The sequence below is a fragment of the Pseudomonas quercus genome (assembly GCF_012033695.1).
Lineage (GTDB): Bacteria > Pseudomonadota > Gammaproteobacteria > Pseudomonadales > Pseudomonadaceae > Aquipseudomonas > Aquipseudomonas quercus.
Window position 1 is genome coordinate 68804 of record NZ_JAAVJI010000001.1, and the last position, 24960, is coordinate 93763.

Below are 24960 nucleotides of genomic sequence, written 5' to 3' on the forward strand. Positions count from 1 at the left end.
CAGTCGAACTACTTCAGGCGCCGGTCGAGCGCCCTGGAACATTGAGGGAACGAGGGACATGAAAGCAGGGTTTCAACGCAACACGCTGGCGGTAATGATGGGGGTAGGCCTGGGTGCTGCTGCGCCCGTGTGGGCCGCCACGGTACCGCCTGCAAACGGCGAGGCCCAGAGCAGCGGCGTGACGCTTCCCATGATCAACGTCCAGGATCAGCAGGTGCAGGAGCGCGCCGATGGCCCGGTCCCTGGCTTCGTAGCCCGCCAGGCTGGCGCCGCCACCAAGACCGACACCCCCATCAAGGAAACCCCCCAATCCATCTCCGTCATCGGCCGCGAGCAGCTTGATGACCGCAACGTGGTGGACCTGAACCAGGCCCTGCACTACACCGCCGGGGTCAACACCTCCTACAGCAACGATACCCGCAACGATGCCTTCACGATTCGCGGGTTCAGCAGCGACTTCTTCTACCTGGACGGCACCCGCCTGCCGGCGGTGCCAGGCCGTGCCCTGGACCAGTTCCGTGTAGACCCGTACCAGTTGGAGCGTATCGAAGTGCTTAAGGGGCCGGCCTCGGTGCTGTACGGCCAGGGCGAGCCAGGCGGCGTGGTGAACATGGTCTCCAAGATGCCCACGGACTACACCCGCGGCCAGATTGACGCCCAGGCCGGCAGCCATGACCGCTACCAGTTGGGCGTGGACCTGTCCGGGCCGGTGGCCGACAACGATAACCTGCTGTACCGGGTGATCGCCCAGCAGACCACCAGCCGCAACGAAGTAGACTCGGTGCATGGCACCCGTACGCTGCTGGCACCCTCGCTGACCCTGCGCCTGAGCGAGGCCACGTCCCTGACGGTGATGGCCAGCTACTTGCGTGACAACACCATGGACTCCAACAACTTCCTGCCGTACTACGGCTCGGTGCACCGTACCGACCGCGGCCAGCGTATCCCTACCAGCCTGGCCACCAGCAACCCCAGCTACGAGAACTACGACAAAACCCAGTATTCCCTGGCCTACCTGCTCAAGCACGACTTCAACGAAGACTGGTCCTTCCGGCAGAACTTCCGCTACTCCCATGTGGACCTGGACAACCAGGCGCTGTTTGGCTACGCGCTGAGCGCCGACCAGCAGACCATCCAGCGTGCGGCCATGAACCTGGGTTCGAGCTTCAACAATATCGACTTCGACAACCAGGTCGAAGGCCACTTCGCCACGGGCGAGGTGGACCATACGCTGCTGGTAGGGCTGAACGTCACCAACCAGAATTTCTACGACAGCGAGGGCTACGACTATGGCTACGCCCTCGACCTGTACAACCCTACTGCGTTGCATGACCGTATCAGCAAGCCGGACTACAACGACACCCAGACCCACCAGGTGCAGACCCAGACCGGCCTGTACCTGCAAGACCAGATGAAGCTGGACAAGTGGGTGCTGGTGGTTAGCGGGCGCCAGGACTGGGTAGATACCACGAACGAGGACAACCTCAACGATACCCGCCACGACACCAGCGACCAGGCGTTCAGCGGCCGGGTAGGGCTGATGTACCAGTTCGATTCGGGCATCTCCCCTTACGTCAGCTACTCCACGTCCTTCCAACCGGTGCTGGGCACTGATGCCAACGGCAGCGCTTTCGTCCCGCTCAAGTCCAAACAGTGGGAAGCCGGTATCAAGTACCAACCGCCCGGCCTGAATGCGACCTTCTCGGCGGCTGCCTTCGACCTGCGTCAAGACAACGCCCTGACCGACGCCGCCGACCCCAGCGTCATCGGCAGTGTGCAGAACGGCCAGGTGCGCAGCCGCGGCGTGGAGCTGGAAGCCACGGCCGAACTGACCCGCAACCTCAAGCTGCTGGCGGCCTACACCTTGCAGAACGTGGAAGTGACCAAGGGCGGGCCGGCGGACGCCACCGTGGGCAACCGCCCTGCAGCTACGCCGCGCCACCTGGGTTCGCTGTGGCTGGATTACACCCTGCATGACGGCCCGCTCTCGGGCCTGGGTTTCGGTGCGGGTGCGCAATATGTAGGCGCCAGTTATGCTAATGCCACCAATACCCTCAACGTGGATTCCTTTGCCGTGGTCGACGCTGCCGTTCACTACACCCTCCCAGACTGGCGCTTCGTGCTGTCGGCCAACAACCTCTTCGATAAGCAGTTCGTGGCCCGCTGCGGCAGCCCCACCCGTTGCCAGTACGGGGATCGCCAGGAGCTGCTGTTGACCGCTACCCGTTCGTGGTAAACCCCACCTCGCTCACACCGGTATTGAAGGCAGAAGGGCTCAGCGTTCAGCTGGGCCAGCGGCCGGTGCTGCACAACCTGTCCGTGGCGTTTCAGGCAGGCTCCATCACGGCCCTGTGCGGGCCTAACGGCTGCGGCAAAAGTACCTTGCTGCGTACCCTTGGGGGGCTGCTCAAGCCCGCCGCCGGGGAGGTTTGGCTGGACGGCCAGCCCTTGCACACGTTCGCGGCGCGCGAGCGTGCGCGGCGCCTGGCCATGCTGGCCCAGAACCCCTTGGTGCCTGAGGGCATGCAGGTGCAAGAGCTGGTGGCCACGGGGCGCTATTGCCATACCGGTATTGCGGCCCGGCCCGGCCCCGAAGACCGCGCGGCCATCGAAGCCGCCATCGAGCGCACACATTTGCAGGGCCTGCGCACGCGCGACCTCAGTCAGTTGTCAGGGGGAGAGCGCCAGCGCGCCTTTATCGCCATGGCCCTGGCCCAAGGGGCCAAGGTGCTGCTGCTGGACGAACCCACCACCTTCCTGGACATTCACCACCAGGTGGACGTGTTGCGGTTGATCCGCGACCTGGCGCAGGACATCGGCCTGACCGTGGTGTGGGTGCTGCACGACCTTAACCAGGCGGCCGCTTTCAGCGACGACATGATCCTGATGAAGGCAGGTGCCTTGCAGGCCCGCGGTGTACCGGAGGCCATCCTGCAGCCTGCTGTGCTGGAACCGGTATTCGACACCCCCATGCGCCGCATCGACGCGGATGGCGAGCTGGTGTGCCTGCCCCGGATGCGGCTGTGAACCGGGGCGTCGATACTCGCCGGGTTGGCTTCACGCCGGTCCGCGCCTGGTTGGCAGTGGGCCTGCTGGCCCTGCCGGCTCTGTTGCTGTGGAACAGCATATGGGCCTTCGGCAGTGCGCCGTTTGGCACGCTGGCTACCCCTGATTCACCCGCCTGGCTGCTGTGGGCGGACCTGCACCTGCCGCGCGCCCTGGCTGGGTTGCTGGCCGGGTTGGCGTTTGGGCTGGCCGGGGCCCTGCTGCAAACGGTCACCCATAACCCGCTGGCGTCCAGCGACTTGCTGGGCGTGACCACCGGCGCCCAGCTGGGCCTGGTGGCGACCTTCATCTGGAGCAGCCTGCCCCTGGCCCCTACGCTGTTCGTAGGGGGCTTGCTGGCGGCGGGCCTGACCTTTGCCGTCGCGGGTGGCTGGCGAGCCTCACCACTGCGCATGACCCTCGCCGGCGCTGCCACCGCCCTGGCACTGAACGCGTTACTTATGCTGGTGCTGACCGTCAGCGACGACTCAGCCGTCAGCCTGGTGCAATGGAGCACTGGCTCGTTGCAGCAGGTGGGCACTGAAGGCGTCACCCTGGCCTGGCTGCTGGCGTTGCCCGCCGTGCTGCTGGTGCTGTGGCTGGTGCCGGGCCTGAACCTCATTCGCCTGGGCGACGAGCAGGCCAGCTTGCTGGGGCTGCGCCCGGCAGTGGTGCGTGCCGCCTGTGTCCTGCTGGCCACCTGGCTCACCGCGCTGGCCATCGGCCGCGCCGGGCCGGTGGGCTTTATTGGGCTGATCGCCCCCAACCTGCTACGCCTTTCAGGCGTTCACCGGCCGTCCCGCTTGATTCCCTTGTCCGGGCTATGGGGCGCTGTACTGCTGCTGGTGGCCGATGCGGTAGTGATCGCTGCGGGAGATGACGGCCTGTTGCCCCTGGGCGTCATGACCGCGTTGATTGGTACTCCAGTGCTGCTACTGATTTTGCGCCGTACCCTGGCACCCACTACAGCACGGCTCTCCATGGCCCCTGCGCAGGTGCAGCGCCGCCATGCCCGGCCCAGCCGCTTGTTTCTGGCCCTGGGCGCGGGGCTGCTGGCCGTGGTGCTGGTCACGGCCAGCCATGGCTCCAGTGGCACGACATTGCTGTCCTTGATGCAGGGCAGTGTGCAGGGTGACGCCCAGGCATTGCAGGTGCTCGGCCTGCGCCTGCCTCGCGTGTTGATCGCCATGCTGGGGGGCGCCTTGCTGGCCGCCAGCGGCATGCTATTGCAGGGCATGACCCGCAACCCGTTGGCAGGCCCGGAAATGTTTGGCAGCACGGCGGCTGCCAGCCTGGCGGTGTTGCTGATGCTGCTGTGGGTACCGGCAGCCAGCGACCTGATGGCCTGGTGGGGGGTGCCATTGGCCTGGGCAGCCTCGGCCGGCGTACTGGGTGTGGTGGTAGGCCTCAACTGGCGCGGCGGGCTTGAGCCCATGCGGGTCACCCTCACGGGCCTGGCCTGTGCTGCGTTGCTGGCCGCTGCGCTGAACCTGGTACTGCTGCAATTCCATGTGCACATCACCCAGGCGCTGAGCTGGATGGTGGGCAGCACTTACGGGCAGGGCTGGGGCACACTGCTGTCCATTCTGCCCTGGGCGGTGGTCAGCCTGCCCCTGGCCTGGCGTGCTGGGCGCTGGCTGGAACTGCTGGCCCTGGGCGATGCCAGCGCCGCCTCGCTCGGGTTGAACGTGGCTCAAGCCCGGTTGGCGCTGTTGGCTGTGGCCAGCCTGATGACCGCTGCTGCCGTGGCAGGCACCGGGCCGGTAGCATTTGCCGGGCTGATCGCGCCCCACGCAGCTCGCCGTCTGGGCCTGCAAGGGCAACGGCAGCAGATAGGCGCGGCCATGCTGATCGGGGCCTTGCTGCTGGGCCTGGCCGATTGTGTCGGGCGCGTGGCCTTCGCCCCCCGAGACCTGCCCTTGGGTATCATCACCGCCGCCATCGGCGCGCCGTACTTTCTCTGGCTACTGGCACGCAGTTACCTGCGCAAGGCACCCTGATGGACTTTCCCACCCTGCTGGCCCGGCCTGCCCTGGCCGAGCTGCGCGCCTACTGCACCTTCCAGGACGACGGCCGCCGACGCGTCGGCGGCCAGGTGTTGCTCGACCCGCAGGCCTTGGCACTGGAACTGGCTCGCAGCGCCGAGCTGGACCATCAGGCCGGCGAGCGCACGGTCAGCACCGGTGCGGCGCTAGCGGCGTTTACCCAAGCGCCTCCGGGCCGCAACCTGCACAGCCGGGCTTATGCGTCCGAGTGGTCGATCTACCTGGCCGGGACGTTGTTGTACCTGGTGGCCGTGCCAGCGCTGCTGGTGCGGGCTGTACCGAACCTGTCCCTGGCCAGCCTGCGTTTCGATCCCCAGGGTTACCCCAAGCAGGTGCTGCTGGCGCCTACCCTGGTGGTGGCCAGCGATGTGCGCAGCCGCTACGGCGCGTTACTGGAGGAGGTGTTTCCAGCGATGGTGGAGGGGCTTCACCAAGCCAGTGGCGTGAGCCGTGACATCCTCTGGGTGAACATAGCCTCGCGTATCGATACGGTCTTCCTGGCCCTGGCCGAGCACCTGCCCAGCCTGGCCGAGGCGGCCCTGGCCGAACGGGCGCAACTGCTGGAAGCGCCGCTCAGCCTTGATGGGCGGTCGCCCAACCCGTACCGCAATGCGTTTCTGTTTCACCAGGACGTGCATCCGCTGGCCCCTCAACGCCTGCGGGTACGGCGCAACTGCTGCCTGCGTTATGCCTTCGAAGACCATTTCAAATACTGCACCACCTGCCCCTTGCTGAAAAAACGGCCTATGGCCGAGCGCCAAGCCCACTTCGAACGGCTGGCCGAGCATGACCACGACCATGACCATGACCATGACCATGAGGGCCCGCACCATGAGCCGTGAGGTGGACCGTACCCGCCGGCTGTTGCTTGGTGCTGCCCTGGCCTTGCCGTTGGCAGGGTGCTGGGGTGGTGCGCCCAAGGTCCTGCACACGCCCTTGGGTCAGCGCTCGCTCAGCCTGCCCACCCAGGCCCGGCGGGTGGTGTGCCTGGAGTTCGTATTCACCGAAGCGGTACTCAGCCTGGGCCTTACGCCCGTAGGTGTGGCCGACCCTGACGTGTATCGGCGCTGGGTGGGTATCGAGGCCCAACGGCTGGAGCAGGTGGCCTCTGTGGGTACGCGCCAGCAACCGGACTTGGAGGCCATTGCCGCCCTGCAACCGGACCTGATCATTGGTTATGCCCAACGCCATAGCCGCATCGCTGAACAATTGGCGACCATCGCCCCCACGCTCGTCTACGACTTGGAGCCCGTGCCGGGGCAGGGCGATGCCCTTACGCGGCTGCGTGCGGTCTGCGATGACTTGGCGACCCATGTGGCTGCCAGCGCCGCTGCCCAGGCGCTGGCCCGCCGCCTGGACGACGCCCTGGCCCGCACACGTGCCCAAGTGGAACGCCTGCAACTGGCCGAGCGCCCCACCGCATTGCTCAACCCGCTCACCGAGGACGGCAGCTTCTGGGGGTTCGACCGCCGCAGCTCCGTGGGTGCGTTGCTGGACAAGGTCGGCCTGCGCAACGCCTGGGCCACCACCTCCGAGCGGCAAATGGGCGTGCGCCTGTCCATGAACGCCTTGTTTGCCCATTCGGACTGGTTGCTGCTGCTGATCGACCGCCCCGATCGGCCGCTGTACCAGCAGCGTTTGTGGCAGCAAGTACCTGCGGTCAAGGCTGGCCGGGTCGGCTTTCTACCTCGGGATACCTGGACCTTCGGTGGCCTCACGGCCATGACTACCTTTGCCGGGCGTGTTGGGCAGGCGTTACCGGGCTTGCGATAGTTCGGTGGAGGCCTGTAGGGGCGGGCGGTTTACCGCGCTCGCTCGCCACACAGCGTGTAACGCTATTGACGATCATGCACAGCAGTGGGGCGGGTACCTTTCCGGGTTCAACCAGGGAGGGTGTTCAATGCAGCGCTATCACAGTAAACGTCTACGGGCTGGGCGGTGGTCCGAAGTGGGTAGGGTCTACCTGATCACCACGGCAACCCTAGGCCGTATGCCCTTGTTTGATCGTTGGCAAACCGGCCTCCCTGTGGTGCAGGCTTTTCGTCAACAACAGGACAATGGCAGACAGCATCGCCTGGGTCGTGATGCCCGATCATATTCACTGGTTGGTCAGGCTTACGTCCGGGTGTCTCGAACAGTTGGTCGGTCAAGTGAAATCGCACGCGGCACTGTCGTTCAATCAACAGGCAGGCAGGTCTGGCCCCCTTTGGCAAAAAGGCTTCCACGACAGGGCCATGCGCCGAGAAGATGACCTCAAGGCCGCCGCCCGTTACATCATCTACAACCCGGTCAGGGCCGGGCTTGTGCAAACCCCTAGGGACTATTGCCTATGGGATGCCATGTGGCTATGAAGCCCATGCTGGCTAGGCACAGGTGTTCGGCCTGTTCCCAAAGCTGGCGCCGACCCCCTGTGGGAGTTCGCGTAGCGGACGAACCGGGCACCCGACACACCGCGTCGACCCTGTTCCCGGTCTCCGCCTTTGGCTACGCCCGGTCCAACAGCAGGCGCCGCACCCCCCTGTGGGAGTTCGCGCAGCGGACGAACCGGACACCCGGCCACACCGCCGTGGCCCCGTTCCCGGTCTCCGCCTTTGGCTGCGCCCGGTCCAACAGCAGGCACCGCGCACCCCTGTGGGAGTTCGCATAGCGGACGAACCGGCCACCTGGCACACCGCGTCAGCCCTGTTCCCGGTCTCCGCCTTTGGCTGCGCCCGGTCCAACAGCAGGCGCCGCACCCCTGTGGGAGTTCGCGTAGCGGACGAACTGGCCACCCGGCACACCGCGTCGGCCCTGTTCCCGGTCTCCGCCTTTGGCTGCGCCCGGTCCAACAGCAGGCACCGCGCACCCCTGTGGGAGTTCGCATAGCGGACGAACCGGCCACCTGGCACACCGCGTCGGCCCTGTTCCCGGTCTCCGCCTTTGGCTGCGCCCGGTCCAACAGCAGGCGCCGCACCCCCCTGTGGGAGTTCGCGCAGTGGACGAACCGGACACCCGGCCACACCGCCGTGGCCCTGTTCCCGGTCTCCGCCTTTGGCTGCGCCCGGTCCAACAGCAGGCACCGCGCACCCCTGTGGGAGTTCGCATAGCGGACGAACCGGCCACCCGGCACACCGCGTCGGCCCTGTTCCCGGTCTCCGCCTTTGGCTGCGCCCGGTCCAACAGCAGGCGCCGCACCCCCCTGTGGGAGTTCGCGTAGCGGACGAACCGAACATCCGGCACACCGCCGTGGCCCTGTTCCCGGTCTCCGCCTTCGGCTACGCCCGGTCCCACAGCAAGCAGCGAGCAGCGAGTAGCTTCGAACCTGGGCGCATTTTATTACTGAAGATTTCCACACGCGTTTCGTCTCCCAGATAAGACACTTTTAGCTGCCCCTGCGGTGGCTGCCCATGGACTTATCACGACGCGCCCATGAACCAGTCAACTTCATCGAACACCGCCGCCCCTGCCGCCGCACCCCGGGATCGCCAGGCCATTTCCGCACGCTATGCCGCCTTGCCGGTGGACAAACGCAGCCAGTTTCGCGCTCGGCTGGCGGAGCTGAACCTGGAGGGGAGCCAGTTGCCAGCGGTGCCGCTGCTGGCGCGAGCAGCGGATGGCAGCGCCCGTGGCCCGCTCTCAGCCATGCAACAGCAGCTGTGGTTCCTGGCCCGGCTGGACGGCGACAGCAGTGCCTATCACATGACCGGTGGCTTGCGCCTGGACGGCGCGCTGAGCCGCGAGCGGCTGCTGGCTGGGATTGCGGGTTTGGCCCAGCGCCACGACACCCTGCGCACGCGCATCCTTGAAGAGGACGGGGAGCCGGTACAGGCCATCGATGCCTTTGACCCGGCAGCCGCCCAGGCCTTGTGCGCGTTTCACGACCTGCGTGACGCGACCGGTACAGCCCCCGCTGGCGCCTTGGAAGGCCTGGCCGAAGCCTTTTACCTGCGCCGCTTCGACCTGGAACAAGGGCCGTTGTGGCGCCTGGCATTGGTTACCGTGGGCGAAGGGCGTCATGTTCTGCTCTTGACCCTGCACCACGTGATCGCCGACGGCTTCTCCATGGCGGTGCTGGTACGCGAATTCGCCCAGGGCTACAGCGGCCAACAGCCTGCCGCGCCGCTGGCCGTGCAGTTCGCTGACTGGGTGCAGTGGCAAGCCGACTGGCACAGCCCGGCAGCCCACGCCGCCGACCTGGCCTATTGGCGTAAACGCCTCGCCGAACCGCTGGAGCCACTGGCGCTACCGTTGGATCGCCCGCGCACCGAGATTCGCAACGGCCATGGGGCGCGGACCGTACACCGGTTGCCGGCCGAGTCGTTGGCAGGCCTGCGGGCGCTGGCCAAGGCGCAACGCAGCACCCTGTCGGCCATCCTGCTAGCGGTGTATCAGTTGGTCCTGAGCCGGCACAGCGGCCAGCCCACGGTGCGGGTGGGCATGCCCCTGGCTAACCGCGACCGTTCTGAAACCGCGCCCTTGATCGGGTGCCTGGTCAATACCGTGGTGATCGAGGCCGAGCTGGCCGGTGCGCTGCCGTTCACGGCCTTGCTCCAGCAGGTGCAGCAGCGCCTGGGTGAAGCCATGGCCCATGGTGGCGTGTCCTTCGCCGACCTGGTGCAGGCCCTGCGGCCCACGCCGGCCCCGGGTGTTACGCCCTTGTGCCAGGCCCTGTTCAACGTGCTGGAAGTGCAGGGCAGCGGCCTGCCGCAACTGCCCGGTGTGCAAGTTACCGAGTGGAGCCCGGCGCACCCTGTGGCCCGGTATGACCTGAGCCTGGATATCCGCGACCAGAGCGACACCCTGACGTTTGCGTTCATCTACGCCACGGACATTTTCAACGCCGACACGGTGCAACGCCTGGCCGACGATTACTTCTGCCTGCTGGAACAGGTGATCCTGGATAGCCAGGCGCCGCTGGGCCGCCTGGCGCTGGCCGGGCTGGCCCCGGTCACCCATCAGCTACCTTCGACGCCTTTCGTGTCGCTGGCCGAGCGCCTGTTCGACCAAGCCCGCAAGCGGCCCGATAGCACCGCCGTAGTCGCCGGTGACGTTGCCCTCAGCTACCGGCAACTCAGCACGGGCGCCCAAGGGCTCGCCGCTCGCTTGCAAGCCCAAGGCGTGAAGGCTGGCGAATGCGTGGGCGTCTGCGTGGAGCGCTCGGCAGCGCTGCCCATCGCCTTGTACGGTGTGCTGGCCAGTGGCGCCGCCTACGTGCCCCTGGACCCCGACTACCCCCTGGACCGTTTGCAGTACATCCTCGCCGATGCCGGTATCACACGCGTGGTCGTAGACCCAGCGTGCCAGCAGCGCCACGTGGCGCTGTTCAACGGCTTGGCCTGCGTAACCGTCGAGCAAACAGAACAGGCGAGGGCACTGGCGCCGGTGCACAGCCATCCCGACCAACTGGCCTACGTGATCTACACCTCCGGCTCCACTGGCCAACCCAAGGGAGTGGCCGTGACCCAGCGCAATGTGGCGCGCCTGCTGGATGTCACCTTGGCGCCGTTTGCCTTAAACGAGAAGGACGTGTGGAGCTGCTTCCACTCCTACGCCTTTGACTTTTCAGTATGGGAGCTGTTCGGGGCGCTATCCTCCGGCGGGCAGGCGGTGATCGTACCGTACTGGGCCGCCCGTTCAGCTGAACAGTTCCATGCCCTGGTGCACGCCACTGGCGTGACAGTGCTGAACCAGACCCCCTCGGCGTTCCTGCCGCTGATCCAGGCCGAGCAGGACTTGCGAGCACCGTTGCACACCCTGCGCTGCGTGATCTTTGGCGGAGAGAAACTGGAGCCCCATGCGCTGGCCCAGTGGCTGGCCTGGCGAGGCGAGGCCGCCCCTCGGCTGGTGAACATGTACGGCATCACGGAAACCACCGTGCATGTGACCGCCAGGGATATCACCTTGGCCGATACCCAAGGCCACGCGCCCAGCCTGATCGGCGAGCCACTGGCCGACTTGCAGCTGTACGTGTTGGATGCGGACCTGAACCCTTCGCCCTTGGGCACCGTGGGTGAGCTGTGCGTCGGCGGGGCCGGCCTGGCCCGTGGTTACCTGGGGCAGCCGGCGCTGACCGCCAGCCGCTTCGTGGCCGACCCCTTCGGGCCGCCAGGCGCTCGCCTGTACCGGTCCGGCGACCTGGCCCGGCGCCTGCCGAGCGGCGAACTGGAATACCTGGGGCGCAACGATGCCCAGGTGAAGATCCGAGGGTTTCGTATCGAGCCGGGCGAGATCAGTGCCCAGTTGCGGGAACACCCTCAGGTGCGTTCGGCCGTGGTAGTGGCACGCCCAAGCGGGCAGGGCGACCTGCGCCTGGTGGCCTACCTGGTAGCCGGCCCCGAGAGCACCCCAATGGGCGCTCCACTGGACGCCCCATCCCTCCGGGATTACCTGGCCACGCGCCTGCCAGCCCACATGGTTCCTGCCGCTTTCGTCTGGCTAGAGGCGCTACCGCTTACCGCCAACGGCAAGCTGGACACCAAAGCCTTGCCCGACCCCCAAGCGCAGCAGGCCGAGCGGCCATTCCTGCCCCCTGAAGGCGCCTATGAACAAGCGCTGGCAGCGATCTGGCAAGACGTGCTGGGCGACGTCACCGTCGGCCGCGATGACAACTTCTTCGAGCTGGGCGGCCACTCCCTCAGCGCCGTGAAGGTGACCACCCGTGTGCGTGAGCGCTTGCACCTTACGCTCCCGCTGCAGCAGGTGTTCAACCTGCCCACCTTGCGCCAGTTCGCCGCGGCCCTGGCCGACCTTCAGGGCGTTGTCAGTGACGTTGCCCCTGCCAACACCTTGCGGCCACGGGCCCAGCGTGACGGGTTCGATCCCGCACAACCGCTGCCGGTGTCCCAGGCCCAGGCACGGCTATGGGTGCTGTGGCAGCTGGAGCCTGAAAGCAGCGCCTACCATGTGCCCGGTGCAGTTCGCCTGTACGGTGAAGTGAATGCCCAGCGCATACGCCAGGCCTTTACCCAGGTGGTGGCGCGCCATGAAGCCTTGCGCACCACCTTCCACCTGGTAGACGGCCAGCCCTGCCAGCAGGTAGGGCTGGACACCCGCTTCCAATGGCACACCGCGACCTTCGACGCCACCAGCCCCGGCGCCCTGAACGAGGCGTTGCGCGAGCAGGTCACCCGGCCATTCGACCTGGCCCAGGGCCCGCTGCTGCGCGTGAGCCTGCTGTCCAGCAGCCCCACCGAGCATGTGCTGGCGGTGGTGATGCACCACATCATTGCCGATGGCTGGTCCATGAACCTGTTGATCGACGAGTTCTGCACCGGTCATGAAGCCCTGCGCCAGGGCATGAGTGCACAATGGCCAGCCTTGCCGATCCAGTGTGCCGACCACGCCCTGTGGGAGCGTTCGCAGCAGGCCCAGCAAGCGGCGGACCTGCACTGGTGGCAGGCCACCCTGGGTGCCGAACAGCCGGTATTGGACCTGCCCCTGGCCCGGCCACGCCCCGCCGTGCGTGACGGCGCTGGTGCACGCTACGTGCATGCCCTCAGCCCCGAGCATACCCGCGCCTTGCGCCACCTGGCCCAAGGCGCCGGCACCACCTTGTTCAGCACCTTGCTGACGGCCTACCAGGCGCTGCTGCACCGGTACAGCGGCCAGGCTGACCTGCGTATCGGCATTCCGGTCGCCAACCGCGAGCAACTGGAGGTGGAAAGCCTGATCGGGTTCTTCACCAATACCTTGGTAATACGTGCTCAGGTGCAAGGTCAGCAGCCGTTTGCCACGCTGCTTGACCAGACCCGCACACAGGTGCTCGACGCCCAGGCCCATGCCAGTGTGCCGTTCGCGCAACTGGTGGACGCCTTGCAGCCCCAGCGCGAGCTGGGCCTGTCCCCCCTGTTCCAGACCATGTTCAACCTGCAAGTGACCCCGCCTGGGCAGTTCGCAACCCTGGGCGGCCTACGGGTGAGCACCTTCGAGTCACCGGCCATGGGCGGGGAGACCGCGCCCTTTGACCTCACCCTGGACGTCACCGACCGCGGCGACACCCTGCGCCTGTCCTTCGGCTATGCCACCGATGTACTGGAGCCTTCCACCATCGAGGCCATGGCCGACCACTATGTGAACCTGCTCAGCCAGGTCGTGGCGCATCCCACTCGGGCCATTGGGGCCTTGGTGCTAGGTACGCCAGTGGCCCCCTCTGCGGCCAACCGACCTTACCAGTGTGTGCTGGCCCGGTTTGCCGAACAGGCCAGTGCCAACGCGCAAGCTTGCGCCCTGCGCTCGCCCGATACGCCACACCAGGCCACCGTGTCGTACGGCGAACTGGCCCACGATGCTGGCCGTGTTGCCGCACGGTTAATGGTCGCCAACAGCCCGGCCGAAGCCCGGATCGGGCTGTGTGTGAGCCGTTCACCCGCCATGGTTGCCGCCTTGCTGGGCATCTGGCGCGCCGGTGGGGCCTTTGTGCCCCTAGACCCTCACTACCCGCCTGAGCGCCTGGCCCACATCGTGGCGGACGCCGGTATCGAGCAGGTGGTGGTGGACCGTGCCAGCGCAGCCCTGCTATCGACGGTGCTCAAGGGCTTGACCTTGCACGTGCTCGAAGACCACGACCTTACGCCAGCCGTCCCCCTCGAATGCCAGGCGCCTGCGGCCACTGCATTGGCCTACGTGATGTACACCTCCGGCTCCACCGGCGCGCCTAAAGGTGTGGCGATGACCCACGGTGCCTTGTCGGTGCACATGGAAGACGTGTTCGCGCGTTTTGCCCTCAACGCTCAGGACCGCGTGCTGCAGTTTTCCACCATCAACTTCGACGCTGCCTTGGAACAGTTGCTGCCCGCCCTGTGCGTAGGTGCCCGTGTGGTGCTGCGTGGCCCCGAGCTGTGGAGCTGGCCTGAGTTCAATGCGGTGCTGGCCGAGGAGGCCGTGACGGTTGCGGACCTGCCCACGGCCTTCTGGCAGCAGTGGCTGGGTGACCTGCCCACGGCGCTGCCGGCCTTGCGGCTGGTGACCGTGGGTGGCGAAGCGTTAAGTGGCCAGGCCTTGGCTCGATGGCGTGCCAGTGGCCTGTGCAACGTCCGTTTCGAGAACACCTATGGCCCTACCGAGGCCGCCATTTCAGCCATGAGCCGCCATACCCGTGCTGCCGATACCCAGGAGGCCGTGGTCACCCTGGGTACTGCCTATCCAGGCCGGGCGGTTCATGTGCTCGATGCCTGGGGCAACCGGGTGCCCGACGGTGCCACGGGCGAACTATGCATTGGAGGGGAGGGGTTGGCACGGGGCTATTTAGGGCGCCCTGCAGCCACCGCCGAACGCTTTGTGCCCGACCCCTTCGGCCTGCCCGGCGCGCGCCTGTACCGTACCGGCGACCTGTGCCGCGTGCGGCCCGGCCAGCAGGCTGAACCTGTGATCGATTACCTGGGCCGGGGTGACCGCCAGGTGAAGCTACGCGGCTACCGTATCGAACTGGCCGACGTGGAAAGCGCCGTCGGTGCCTTGCCAGGTGTGCGCGATGCAGTGGCCCAGGTGCGCGGTGAAGGCGAAGCCCGCCGTTTGTACGCTTGGGCCGTGGTAGAGGACGCGGCGATAACGGGCGCGCAGTTACTGACGCAATTGGCCGACCGCCTGCCCACCTACTTGATGCCCACCGCCGTTGTCCCGCTGCCAAGCTTGCCGTTGACCCCCAATGGCAAGGTCGACAAGGCAGCCTTGCCGCTGCCCACCCTGGCGCCTGTAGAGGACCAGCGCGAGCGGTTGGCAGCGCGCAATGAGCGCGAAGCGAGCTTGCTGGCGATCTGGCGTGAGGTACTGGGCCGGGATGACATCAGTATCGACGATAATTTCTTCGCCTTGGGCGGTGACTCGATCCAGGCCATTCAGGTCATCAGCCGGGCCCGTGCCAATGGCCTCACACTTAGCGTACGCGACCTGTTTGCGCACCAGACCGTCGCAGCCCTGGCCGAGCAGGTGCCCCAGGCCAGCACTGCCGTGCGTTACCAGGCGGTAGAGGGGCCTGTACCGCTCACCCCCATCCAGCATTGGTTCTTCAGTGAGCACCCTGAAGGGGCGAACCACTGGAACCAGTCGGTACTGCTGGCCGCCGACCAGGCACTGGCCGTGACGCCGTTGCGCCAGGCCCTGGACGCGGTGATGCAGCGCCACGATGCCTTGCGCCTGCGCTATCAGCGTGACGCCCACGGCCACTGGCAGGCCCACAGCCTGCCCGCCAACACGCCTACCCCGGCGCTGGAACAGGTTGACCTGAGCCAGCACGGAGAACCCGCAGCGGCCCTCAATGCCTTGGGCGACGAGGTACAGGCCTCCCTGGATATTCAGAACGGGCCCCTGTGGCGCGCCGTGCTGGCCACGCTGCCGGGCGGTGCTTCGCGGTTGCTGCTGGTGGTGCACCACTTGGCCGTGGACGGGGTGTCCTGGCGCATCCTGCTTGAAGAGCTGGCCCAGGCCTGGGGCCAGGCCCAAGCGGGCACGCCCATCGCGCTGCCGGCCCAAAGCCTGAGCTGGGGCCAATGGGCACAGGCCCTGCAGTCCCATGGGCAGTCCCCGGCGGTGCAGGAAGAGTTGCCCCGCTGGCAGCGACAGTTGGCGCCGACCCGCCAATGGACGGTCGAGCAACAGGCACGGGGCGGCTTACCCTTGGCGGCAGCCCCTATGGACGTGAATCGTACCCTGGCCGCCAGCCAGGTCCTGCGCTGGCAGCTGGATCAGCCACACACCCAGGCACTCCTCCACCAAGCCACCGGCACCTGGCAGTGCCGGGTTGACGAACTGCTGCTGGCGGCACTGGCCCAGGCCTTGGCTGGGTGGGGCGCCACGGCGGGTGTGCTGCTGGAACTGGAAGGCCATGGCCGCGAGGAAGTGATCGACGGCCTGGACCTCACCCGCACGGTGGGCTGGTTCACCACCCGCTACCCCCTGTGGCTGGCCTGCGACGCGTCGCTCGCACAGACCCTGGCACAGGTGCGCCAGAGCCTTCGCGGCCTTGCGCACAAGGGCATGCACTACGGCGTGCTGGAAACCCTGAGCGATGCCTCGACACAGGCCGCCATTGCGGCGCTGCCCAAGGCCCAAGTGAGCTTCAACTACCTGGGGCAGTTTGGCCAGGGCGAGCAGGATGGCCCGCTGCGGCTGGCCTCGGGCGAGCAGGCTGGCGCGGCCTTGGGACCACACACCCTGTGTTCCTACGCCTTGGAAATGAACGCCTTGATCGTGGACGGCTGCCTGTCTGTGGACTGGCGTTACCTGCCTGGCCTGATTGCCCCGGCCCAGGCGTCGGCGTTGTCGGCCCAGTTTCAGGAGCTGCTGCGCACCCTGCTGGTACCGCCGCAGGCGCAGCCAGGCACGTTTGCCAGTGACGTTCAAGGCGACGACCTGGAGGCCCTGCTGGGGTCGATGGACGACTGAGCCAGGCTGCCCCCGCTGGGGCTCAACCGATTATTAAAGTGAATGACTATGTCTATGACCAGCGATGCCATGCCCACGGGCAGCCCGTTCCGGCGCAAGAGCAACATCGAATCCGTCCAGCACCTGGTAGGGGTGCAGCCGGGCCTGTTAAGCCAGGCGCTGCAAGCCGGGGGCGATGACCCTTATTTTTCCCAATACGTGTTCGAGCTGGACGGCACCTTGGACGTCGCCGCGTTTGAGGCGGCCTGGCGCGACGTGATCCTGCGGCATGAGATCCTGCGGGCAGATTTTCGCTGGCAAGGCCTGAGCCAGCCGGCCATGGTGGTGTACCGCGATACCGGCCTGGGCTGCACGCACCTGGATTGGAGCGCACTGGGCGCTGCCCAGCAGCAGGCTCAGCTCGATGCTGCCTGGGCACAGTGCCGTGCCCAGGGCTTTGATCTGGAAAACGCTGCCGACCTGCAGCTGCAATTGATTGCGCTGGGGGAGGGCCGTTATTGGTTCGTGTGGCGCCTGCACCACGTGCAACTGGACGGCTGGAGCCTGCCCATTGTGTTACGCGACGTGATGGCGCTGTACACCCAGGCGGTCGGGGAGGCTTCTGGCAATGAACCCCTTGGTGCACACCCGGCACCCCGCCTGAAAGCCTATCGCCAATGGCTGGATGCCCAGGACCGCGGCGCGGCCGAGCAGCGCTGGTGCGACGCCTTGGCACCGTTCTCGGTGCCCACCCCGCTGCCGGTCAGCGCGGGTAACGCCACAGCGGGCGGGCGCCGCTACGCCGAATGGCGCTGGCGCCTGGCCGGTGACGATAGCCAGGCACTTGCAGCCTTTGCTCGCGAACAGCGGGTCACCCTGGGCAGCCTGGTGCAGGCGGCCTGGGGCCTGCTGCTGGCACGGCATGCGGATCGCGACGAAGCCGTATTCGGCGTGACCGGCTCCGGTCGCCCGGCCGAAGTGGACGGCATGCAGGCCATGGTCGGCGTGTTTATCAATACCGTGCCCATGCCCGTCCACATTCCCGCAGCCCAACCGCTGGGTGAGTGGCTGCGCGCCGTGCAGGCCCAGGCCTTTGCACTGCGGGCGGTGGAGCATGTGCCGCTGGCGCAGATTCAGGCCGTCAGCAACGGCGGCCGTGCCGTATTCGACAGCATTGTGGTGGTGGAAAACTACCCGGTGGAAGCCGGTGGCGCACAGGCCGCCGGCCTGCGCGTGCGCTTGCTGGGCCTAGGCGATAAGCCCGCCCTGGGCCGGCGCGACACCGATGGCCGCAACCCGTACCCGCTGAGCCTGATCGTGGCGGCGGGCGCCACCTTCGATTATGTCCTGGCCTACGACACGCGCCGTGTGGACCACGCCACCGTTGAGCGCCTTGGCGAGCAACTGGGCGCCTTGCTGCGCGCCTTCGTCACCCACGGCAACACCCCGGTTGGCGAGCTGGGCCTGGGGTTGGCCGAGGCACCCGCCGTGGCCAAAGCGCCTGCGGTACCAGGCTTATTGGCACGTATCGCCCGCCATGCCGCCACCCAGCCCCAGGCCGCCGCGCTCAGTGACGGTGAACAGGTGCTGGGCTGGGCCACCCTGTGGCAGCGCGCGGGCCAACTGGCGGCTCAGTTACGCCACCTGGGCGTTGCGCCGGAGCAACGTGTGGCCTTGGCCTTGCCCCGTGGCCCCGCATTCGTTACTGCCATTGTGGCGGTGTGGCGTGCCGGCGGCGCCTATGTACCCCTGGACGTGGACGCGCCCGGCGAGCGGTTGGCCTGGCAAACCCAGGACAGCGCCTGCGTGTGCGTGCTGGCGGCACAGGGCGCGCCGGCCTGGCTGCCCGAGGGCATGGCGTGCCTGGACCTTCAGGCACCGGTTGGCGCACCGTGGCTCACTACCTTGCCAGGCGATACCTTCCCAGCCGATACCTTCCCAGGTGATGCAGGCCCGCTGCCTGGCCAACTGGCCTATGTGATCTATACCTCCGGGTCCACCGGGCGCCCCAAAGGGGTCGCGGTGCCTCATCAGGCCCTGGACGCCTACCTGGCGGCCCTGATAGCGCGCCTGCCTGAAGGGATCGAGCGGGCAGCCTGCCTGTCTACCCCGGCCGCCGACCTAGGCCACACCACGCTGTTCGGTGCGCTGTGGGCGGGTTGGACCCTTCACGTGCCGCCTCAGGCGGTGAGCCAGGACGCCGACCTGTGTGCGCAGTACATGGCCCGTGAACGGATCGACCTGCTGAAAATCGTGCCGTCCCACTTGGGTGGCCTGCTGCAGGCTGCCGAGCCGGCGCAGGTACTGCCGGCCCGTTGCCTGGTGCTGGGAGGCGAGGCTGCCAGCCCGGCCTTGCTGGCGCAACTGGACACCCTGGCGCCCCACTGCCAGGTGCTGAACCACTACGGCCCCAGCGAAACCACAGTGGGCGCACTGACCTGGCACCGCGTGCAGGGCAGCGCCAGCCAATGGCCCCTGGGCCAGCCCCTGAGCCATGCCCAAGTGCAGTTGCAAGACGCCCATGGCAACCCGGCCGGGGCCGGTGCGCGGGGCGAACTGTGCATCGGTGGCCAGGGTGTGGCCCGCGGTTACCAGGGCCAGCCCGCCCTGACCGCCGAGCGTTTCACGCCCGACCCGCTGGGCCAGGGCACCCGCGTCTACCGCACGGGCGACCGGGCCTACCGCGACGCCGACGGCCAGTTCGTGTTCCTGGGTCGGCGCGACGATCAAGTGAAAATCCGCGGGTATCGCGTTGAGCCTGAGGAAGTTGCCCACTGCCTGCGCGCCCAGCCCGGCGTTACAGAGGCTGTTGTGATCGCCCGCTGCGACGAGGCCGAGCGCATGCAACTGCACGGGTTTGTGACCGGCCAGGGGCTGGACACCGCCCACCTGCGCAGTGCCTTGCAAGCCCTGCTGCCCCCGGCCTGGGTGCCCGACACGCTTACGGTGCTGGCCAGCCTGCCGTTGACCCACAATGGCAAGGTGGACCGCCAGGCCCTGGCGCCGGCCCCCACCCTGGCCGCTCCTCAGGCCGCACCCGCCGCGCCTGGCAGCGCCACGGAAGCCGCGCTGCTGGATATCTGGCAAGGCACGCTGGGCCGGGCCGACATCGGCGTGAACGACAACTTTTTCGAGATCGGCGGGGATTCCATCCTCAGCCTGCGCATCATTGCCAAGGCCCGCCAGGCCGGTATCGGCCTGACGCCACGCCAGCTGTTCGAGCACCCCACCATTGCCGGGGCGGCAGCGGTGGCCAAGGCTGTCACGGCCAAAACCCGCCCAACCGCTGCGGCCGCGCCCACTGTCAACCAAGGCCAGCCCCTCACGCCGATCCAGGCGCGGTTTTTCGAGGAACATTCCCAGGCGCCTAGCCACTGGAACCAGTCGCTGCTGCTGGCCTCTACCGGCGGCTTGTCGTGGGATGCGGTTCAGGTCGCTGTGAGTGCCGTCATGGCCAGCCACGATGCGCTGCGCCTGCGCTTTTCCCGTGGCCTACAAGGCCGCTGGGAGCAGCAGGTGGCGCCTCAGGCAACCGCGAGCCTGGCGCGTGTGGACCTGCGGGCCAGCGAAGACTGGCGTGCCGACCTGGCGCAGGCGGGCGAACAGGTGCAGGCCTCCCTTGACCTGGCCAAAGGCCCCTTGTGGCGCGGGGCACTGTTCGACCTGCCGGATGGCAGCTCGCGGTTGTTGTTGGCCGTGCACCACCTGGGCATCGATGGGGTGTCTTGGCGCATTCTGCTGGAGGACCTGGAACAGGCCTACACCCAAGCCCTCACGGGCGCGGCGCCTCAGGTGCCGGCCCCTGGCACCACCTGGGCTGAGTGGGCCACGGCCTTGGCACGCCATGCCCAGCAACCAGAGGTACAGGCCGAGCTGCCGTTCTGGCAGCAGCACCTGGCGGCCACCGCTGCCTGGGACGCCCCCACCCGAGCACGCGGCGGCCTGCCCTTGGCAGCGCCCCTGGCTGATGTCGCCCATGCGTTGAGCAGCACCCAGACACTGACGCACACGCTGGACGCCAAACGCACCCAGGCGCTATTGGTTGACGTACCAGGGGCCTACCGCACGCGGGTAGACGAAGTGTTGCTGGCCGCACTGACCGACGCCCTGACCCACTGGAGTGAAACCGCCGGTGTGTTGGTAGAGCTTGAGGGTCATGGCCGGGAGGACGTGATGGCTGAACTGGACCTGAGCCGCACGGTAGGCTGGTTCACCACCCGCTTCCCCACCTGGCTGGCCACCGGCGTTAGCCCGGTACACACCCTGGCCAACGTCAAGCGCACCCTGCGTGGGCTGCCCCATAAGGGCTTGCATTTCGGGGTGCTGCGCTACCTGGGCACGCCTGACACACAGGCGGCCCTGGCGCGCCTGCCCCGGCCGAGCGTGAGCTTCAACTACCTGGGCCAGTTCGGCCAAGGCCAGGAAGGCGCGAGCGTGATGCGCATTGCCAGCGGCGAAGCGGCGGGGCAGGCAGTCAATGGGGCGGAGCCTTGCGAGCACGCCTTGGCGTTCAATGCCTGGATCGTGGAAGGCCAGCTGACTGTAGAGTGGCGGCACCTGCCCGCCGTGCTGGCGCCCGCGTTGGCCCAGGTGCTGGCCGATGATTTCGATACCCGCCTGCGTCACTTGATCGACCATTGTGCTCAGGCGCCCCGTGGCGCCACGGCGGAAGACTTCCCGCTGGCCGGCCTGGACGCCGCTGGGTTGCAGGCGCTGAACCTGCCCTTGGGCGACGTGGCCGATATCTACCCGGCCACGTCGCTTCAGCAGGGGTTGATCTACCACGCCCAGCGTCGCCAGGGCAGCGGCACGTACGTCAACCAGCTGCAGTTGCGCCTGGAAGGGGCACTGGATACCGCGCGCCTTGCCCAGGCCTGGCAAGCCACGGTGGCGCGCCATGACATCCTGCGCACGGCCTTCCATCACCGGGCCGACGGCGAGCTGCTGCAAGTGGTGCTGCGCGAGGTGCCTTGGGCGCCCCAGGTCCATGACTGGCGTGGCACATCGGCAACGCAAGCGCCCGAGGCCTTGGACAGGTGGTGCCGTGACGACCTGGCTCAAGGTGTGGCCATCGATCAGGCACCGCTGATGCGGGTGAACCTGTTCCAGTTGGCAGACGGCACCCACGAACTGGTGTGGACGAGCCACCACGCCCTCACCGATGGCTGGAGCAGCTCGCGGGTGCTGGACGAAGTGGCCGCACATTATGCGGCCGAGGGGCGCGCGAACCTGCCAGCCCCTGGGCGTTATCGGGATTACGTGGCCTGGCTGGCCCGCCAGAACACCGGCGAAGCCTACTGGCAGGCCCGTTTCGCCGAGGCCGACGCCCCAGCGATGCTGGCTGGGGTACTGGGCAGTGCAGCCCAGCCCCGCCCCGGCATCGGCCATTTGGAGCAGGCAGTGCCTGCGGCCCTCGACAACGCCGCCCGTGCAGCGGCGCAACAGGCACGGGTGACCCTTAATACTCTTATTCAAGGCGCCTGGGCACTGCTGCTGGCCCGTTATGGCGGCCGCGACAGCGTGCGGTTCGGCGTGACCACCTCCGGCCGCAGCATGGGCGAGGCGCAGGTGCCCGGTATTGAAAACATGCCCGGGCTGTTCATCAACAGCTTGCCCCTGAACCTTCATGTGCCGGCGGCCGTCGCGCCAGGTGCGTGGCTGCGGCAGGTGCAACAGGCCAACGCCGAGCTGCGCGACCATGAGCACAATGCCCTGGCACAGGTGCAACGGTGGGTTGGGCTACGGGGCGAGGCGTTGTTCGACAGCCTGCTGGTGTTCGAGAACTATGACACCGGGGATGCCGCCAAGCACGCTGCCAACGGCGACGGGCAGCCGCTGCGTATCCGTACCGCCAAGGCGGTTAACCGCACCCACTATCCTTTGACCCTGAGTGTGACACCCGGCGCGCCCCTGGCACTGGAGTGGGCCTGGGACAGCCAACTGCTGGACCGGGACCTGGTCCAGCGCCTGGCACAGGATTTCCAGCACCTGCTGGCCCAACTGAGCCAGCCTGCGTGTGGCGCCCTGGGTACGCTGAGCCTTGCCGCTCACCGGCCTGCTGCGCCTGTGGCACTGGCCCGCCCCTTTGAAGCGCTGCCGCAGCGGCTGGCCACGGCCGCCCAGGCTTGGCCTACCCGCGTCGCCGTGGGCAGCGGCGAGCGACACCTGACCTACCTGCAACTGCAGGGCGCCAGCCACGCGTTGGCCAGGCACCTACTGGCCCTAGGGGTACAGGCCGAGGCGCGGGTCGGCGTGTGCATGGCCCGTGGGGTAGGCCTGCCCGTGGCGTTGTTGGGCGTGCTGGCCAGCGGCGCCTGCTATGTGCCGCTGGACCCGCACTACCCGGCGGCCCGTTTGCAACTGATGATGGAAGATGCCGGTGTGCAGGTGGTTATCTGCGACGCCGCCAGCCGCCAGCACCTGCTGGACGAAAACGCGCTGCCGGCCCAGGTCGCTTTAGTCAGCCTTGAAGACCTGAACCCAGGTGCAGCCACAACACCCTTGCCGGTGCTGCACGCGGAGCAGCTGGCGTATGTGATCTACACCTCCGGCTCCACCGGTACGCCCAAGGGCGTTGCCATCAGCCACGGGGCCCTGGACCGTTTCTTGCGCGCCATGGTGCAGGCGCCGGGGATCACCACGGACGATGTGCTGCTGTGCGTCACTTCGCCGTCCTTCGATATTTTCGCATTGGAGGCCTACGCCCCGTTGCTGGTAGGCGCCCGTGTGGAGGTCGCGGCGCGCGCCGACGTGCTGGACGGCGAGCGCCTGGCCCAGCGGCTGGCGGCTTGTGGGGCTACGCTGATGCAGGCCACGCCCAGCGGCTGGAAGCTGTTGCTGGCCAGCGACTGGCAAGCCCCTGAAGGCTTCCGCGCCCTGTGCGGGGGCGAAGCCTTGCCGCAGGACCTGGCGGCCACCTTGCAGGCCCGTGGCGCGCAGGTCTGGAACCTGTACGGGCCTACTGAAACCACGGTGTGGTCCAGCGTGGCTCAGGTGGCCCAGGGCGCTGATATTCATTTGGGCACCGCTGTGGCGCACAACAGCCTGCAGGTGCTGGACGCCCATGGCCAGGCCGTCCCTGCCGGTGGTGTGGGTGAGCTGTACATCGGCGGTGACAACCTGGCCCGTGGCTACCTGGGGCGTGCGGCGCTGACCGCCGAACATTTCCTGCCAGACCCCTTCGGTGCGCCCGGTGCGCGCCGCTACCGGACGGGGGATCGCTGCCAGGTGGGCCTCGATGGCCGCCTGCAGTACCAGGGCCGCCTGGACCAGCAAGTGAAACTGCGTGGCCAGCGCATCGAACCGGGCGAAATCGAAGCTGTGCTGCGTGCGCAGCCAGGTGTCACCGATGCGGCCGTGCTGGTGGTAGACACTGGCGCCGGTGTCGCGCGCCTGGCCGCCTTTGTCATCCCCGTGACGGCGGTGCCTACAGACCTTGAACAGGCCCTGGCCGCGCAACTTCCCGCGCACATGGTCCCCAGCCTGTGGCACCTGCTCCCCACGCTTCCCCAGATCCCCAATGGCAAGCTGGACCGCCGGGCGTTGGCGCAGCAAGGGGCCGAGGCACAGCCTACCAGCCTGGCGCGCCGCGCACCGGTTACGGCGTTGCAAGGGCGCATCGTTGAGCAGTGGCAGGCCCTGTTGGGGCTGCCCGCCATTGGCATCGACGAGGACTTCTTCCAACTGGGCGGCGACTCCCTGTTGGCCATGCGCGCCATGGCCCAGTTGCGCAACAGCGGCATCCGCGGGGGTTCGCTGGAAACCTTGTTCGTACAGCGCACCCCCAGCGCCCTGGCCACGGCGATCGAACAGGCCATCGTCGGCTTGCCCGACAACCTGGTGGTGCTGGAGGAGGGCGACGCCGGCGCGCCGACTCTGTTCTGCCTGCACCCCGGGTTTGGCCTAGTCAACCGCTATGCCCCGTTGGCCAAAACGCTGGGCCGGCAGTGGCGAGTGATCGGGGTGCAGTCACCCCGTTATGCCGACCCTCATTGGGCACCCGCCGATTTCGCCGCCTGGATCGCGGACTACGCGCGTCGCCTTCGCCAGGCCCGGCCCCACGGGCCTTATCGGCTGCTGGGTTGGTCCCTGGGCGGGCTATTGGCCACGCACCTGGCTCAAGCCCTGGCAGCAGAAGGTGAATCCGTGGCGTGGGTGGGCGTGCTGGACAGCGACCCGCAACCCCTGGCCGTGGATCCCGCCGAACAAGCGCTGGACCCTGCCACGCTGGCGGCCTATCTCGCACCGCACCACGGCAGCGGCGGTGACACCGTACAGGCCTTGCAGGCCGTGATACAGCAACATCGGCGCCTGCTGCCGGGGCGCACCCCCCTGTGCCTGGCCCATGACCTTCACGTATGGCGGGTGGCCGACGGCGAGCGGCACACCGCCGCTGCCTGGGCCGCGACCACCCACGGCACCGCCCATGCGGTGGATGTACTGGCCACCACCCACGAAGACATTGTCGATCACCCGCAGGTACTGCAGGCCGTTGCCCAGGCCTTGCACTCCGATTTGAAGAGGACTTTTTAAA

General features: G+C 67.5%; 7 protein-coding genes and 1 pseudogene. All 8 read left to right on the forward strand.

The genetic code is table 11. The annotated features are described in order from the left end of the window. The first annotated feature begins 58 nt into the window (after nucleotides 1-58). Entirely contained in the window at nucleotides 59-2236 is a 2178-nt protein-coding gene (locus HBH25_RS00285; RefSeq protein ID WP_168080358.1) for a TonB-dependent siderophore receptor, read from the forward strand. Then, nucleotides 2230-3027: an ABC transporter ATP-binding protein gene (locus HBH25_RS00290; protein WP_168080360.1), complete on the forward strand. Its 798-nt coding sequence runs from the start codon at nucleotides 2230-2232 to the stop codon at nucleotides 3025-3027. The genes HBH25_RS00285 and HBH25_RS00290 overlap by 7 nt, the downstream gene beginning before the upstream one ends. After that, nucleotides 3003-5045: an iron ABC transporter permease gene (locus tag HBH25_RS00295; RefSeq protein WP_168080362.1), complete on the forward strand. Its 2043-nt coding sequence runs from the start codon at nucleotides 3003-3005 to the stop codon at nucleotides 5043-5045. The genes HBH25_RS00290 and HBH25_RS00295 overlap by 25 nt, the downstream gene beginning before the upstream one ends. Next, a complete protein-coding gene (fhuF, locus tag HBH25_RS00300) occupies nucleotides 5045-5932 on the forward strand; it encodes a siderophore-iron reductase FhuF (RefSeq protein ID WP_168080364.1) in 888 nt (295 codons plus the stop codon). The genes HBH25_RS00295 and fhuF overlap by 1 nt, the downstream gene beginning before the upstream one ends. Beyond that, a complete protein-coding gene (locus tag HBH25_RS00305; RefSeq protein WP_168080366.1) occupies nucleotides 5877-6863 on the forward strand; it encodes an ABC transporter substrate-binding protein in 987 nt (328 codons plus the stop codon). The genes fhuF and HBH25_RS00305 overlap by 56 nt, the downstream gene beginning before the upstream one ends. A gap of 127 nt (nucleotides 6864-6990) precedes the next feature. Next, nucleotides 6991-7441: pseudogene (locus HBH25_RS00310) on the forward strand (REP-associated tyrosine transposase). A 1057-nt stretch (nucleotides 7442-8498) separates the two neighbouring features. Continuing rightward, nucleotides 8499-16448: a non-ribosomal peptide synthetase gene (locus HBH25_RS00315; RefSeq protein ID WP_168080368.1), complete on the forward strand. Its 7950-nt coding sequence runs from the start codon at nucleotides 8499-8501 to the stop codon at nucleotides 16446-16448. Between the two features lie 48 nt (nucleotides 16449-16496). After that, entirely contained in the window at nucleotides 16497-24959 is an 8463-nt protein-coding gene (locus HBH25_RS00320) for a non-ribosomal peptide synthetase (RefSeq protein ID WP_168080370.1), read from the forward strand. The last annotated feature ends 1 nt before the right edge of the window (nucleotide 24960 follow it).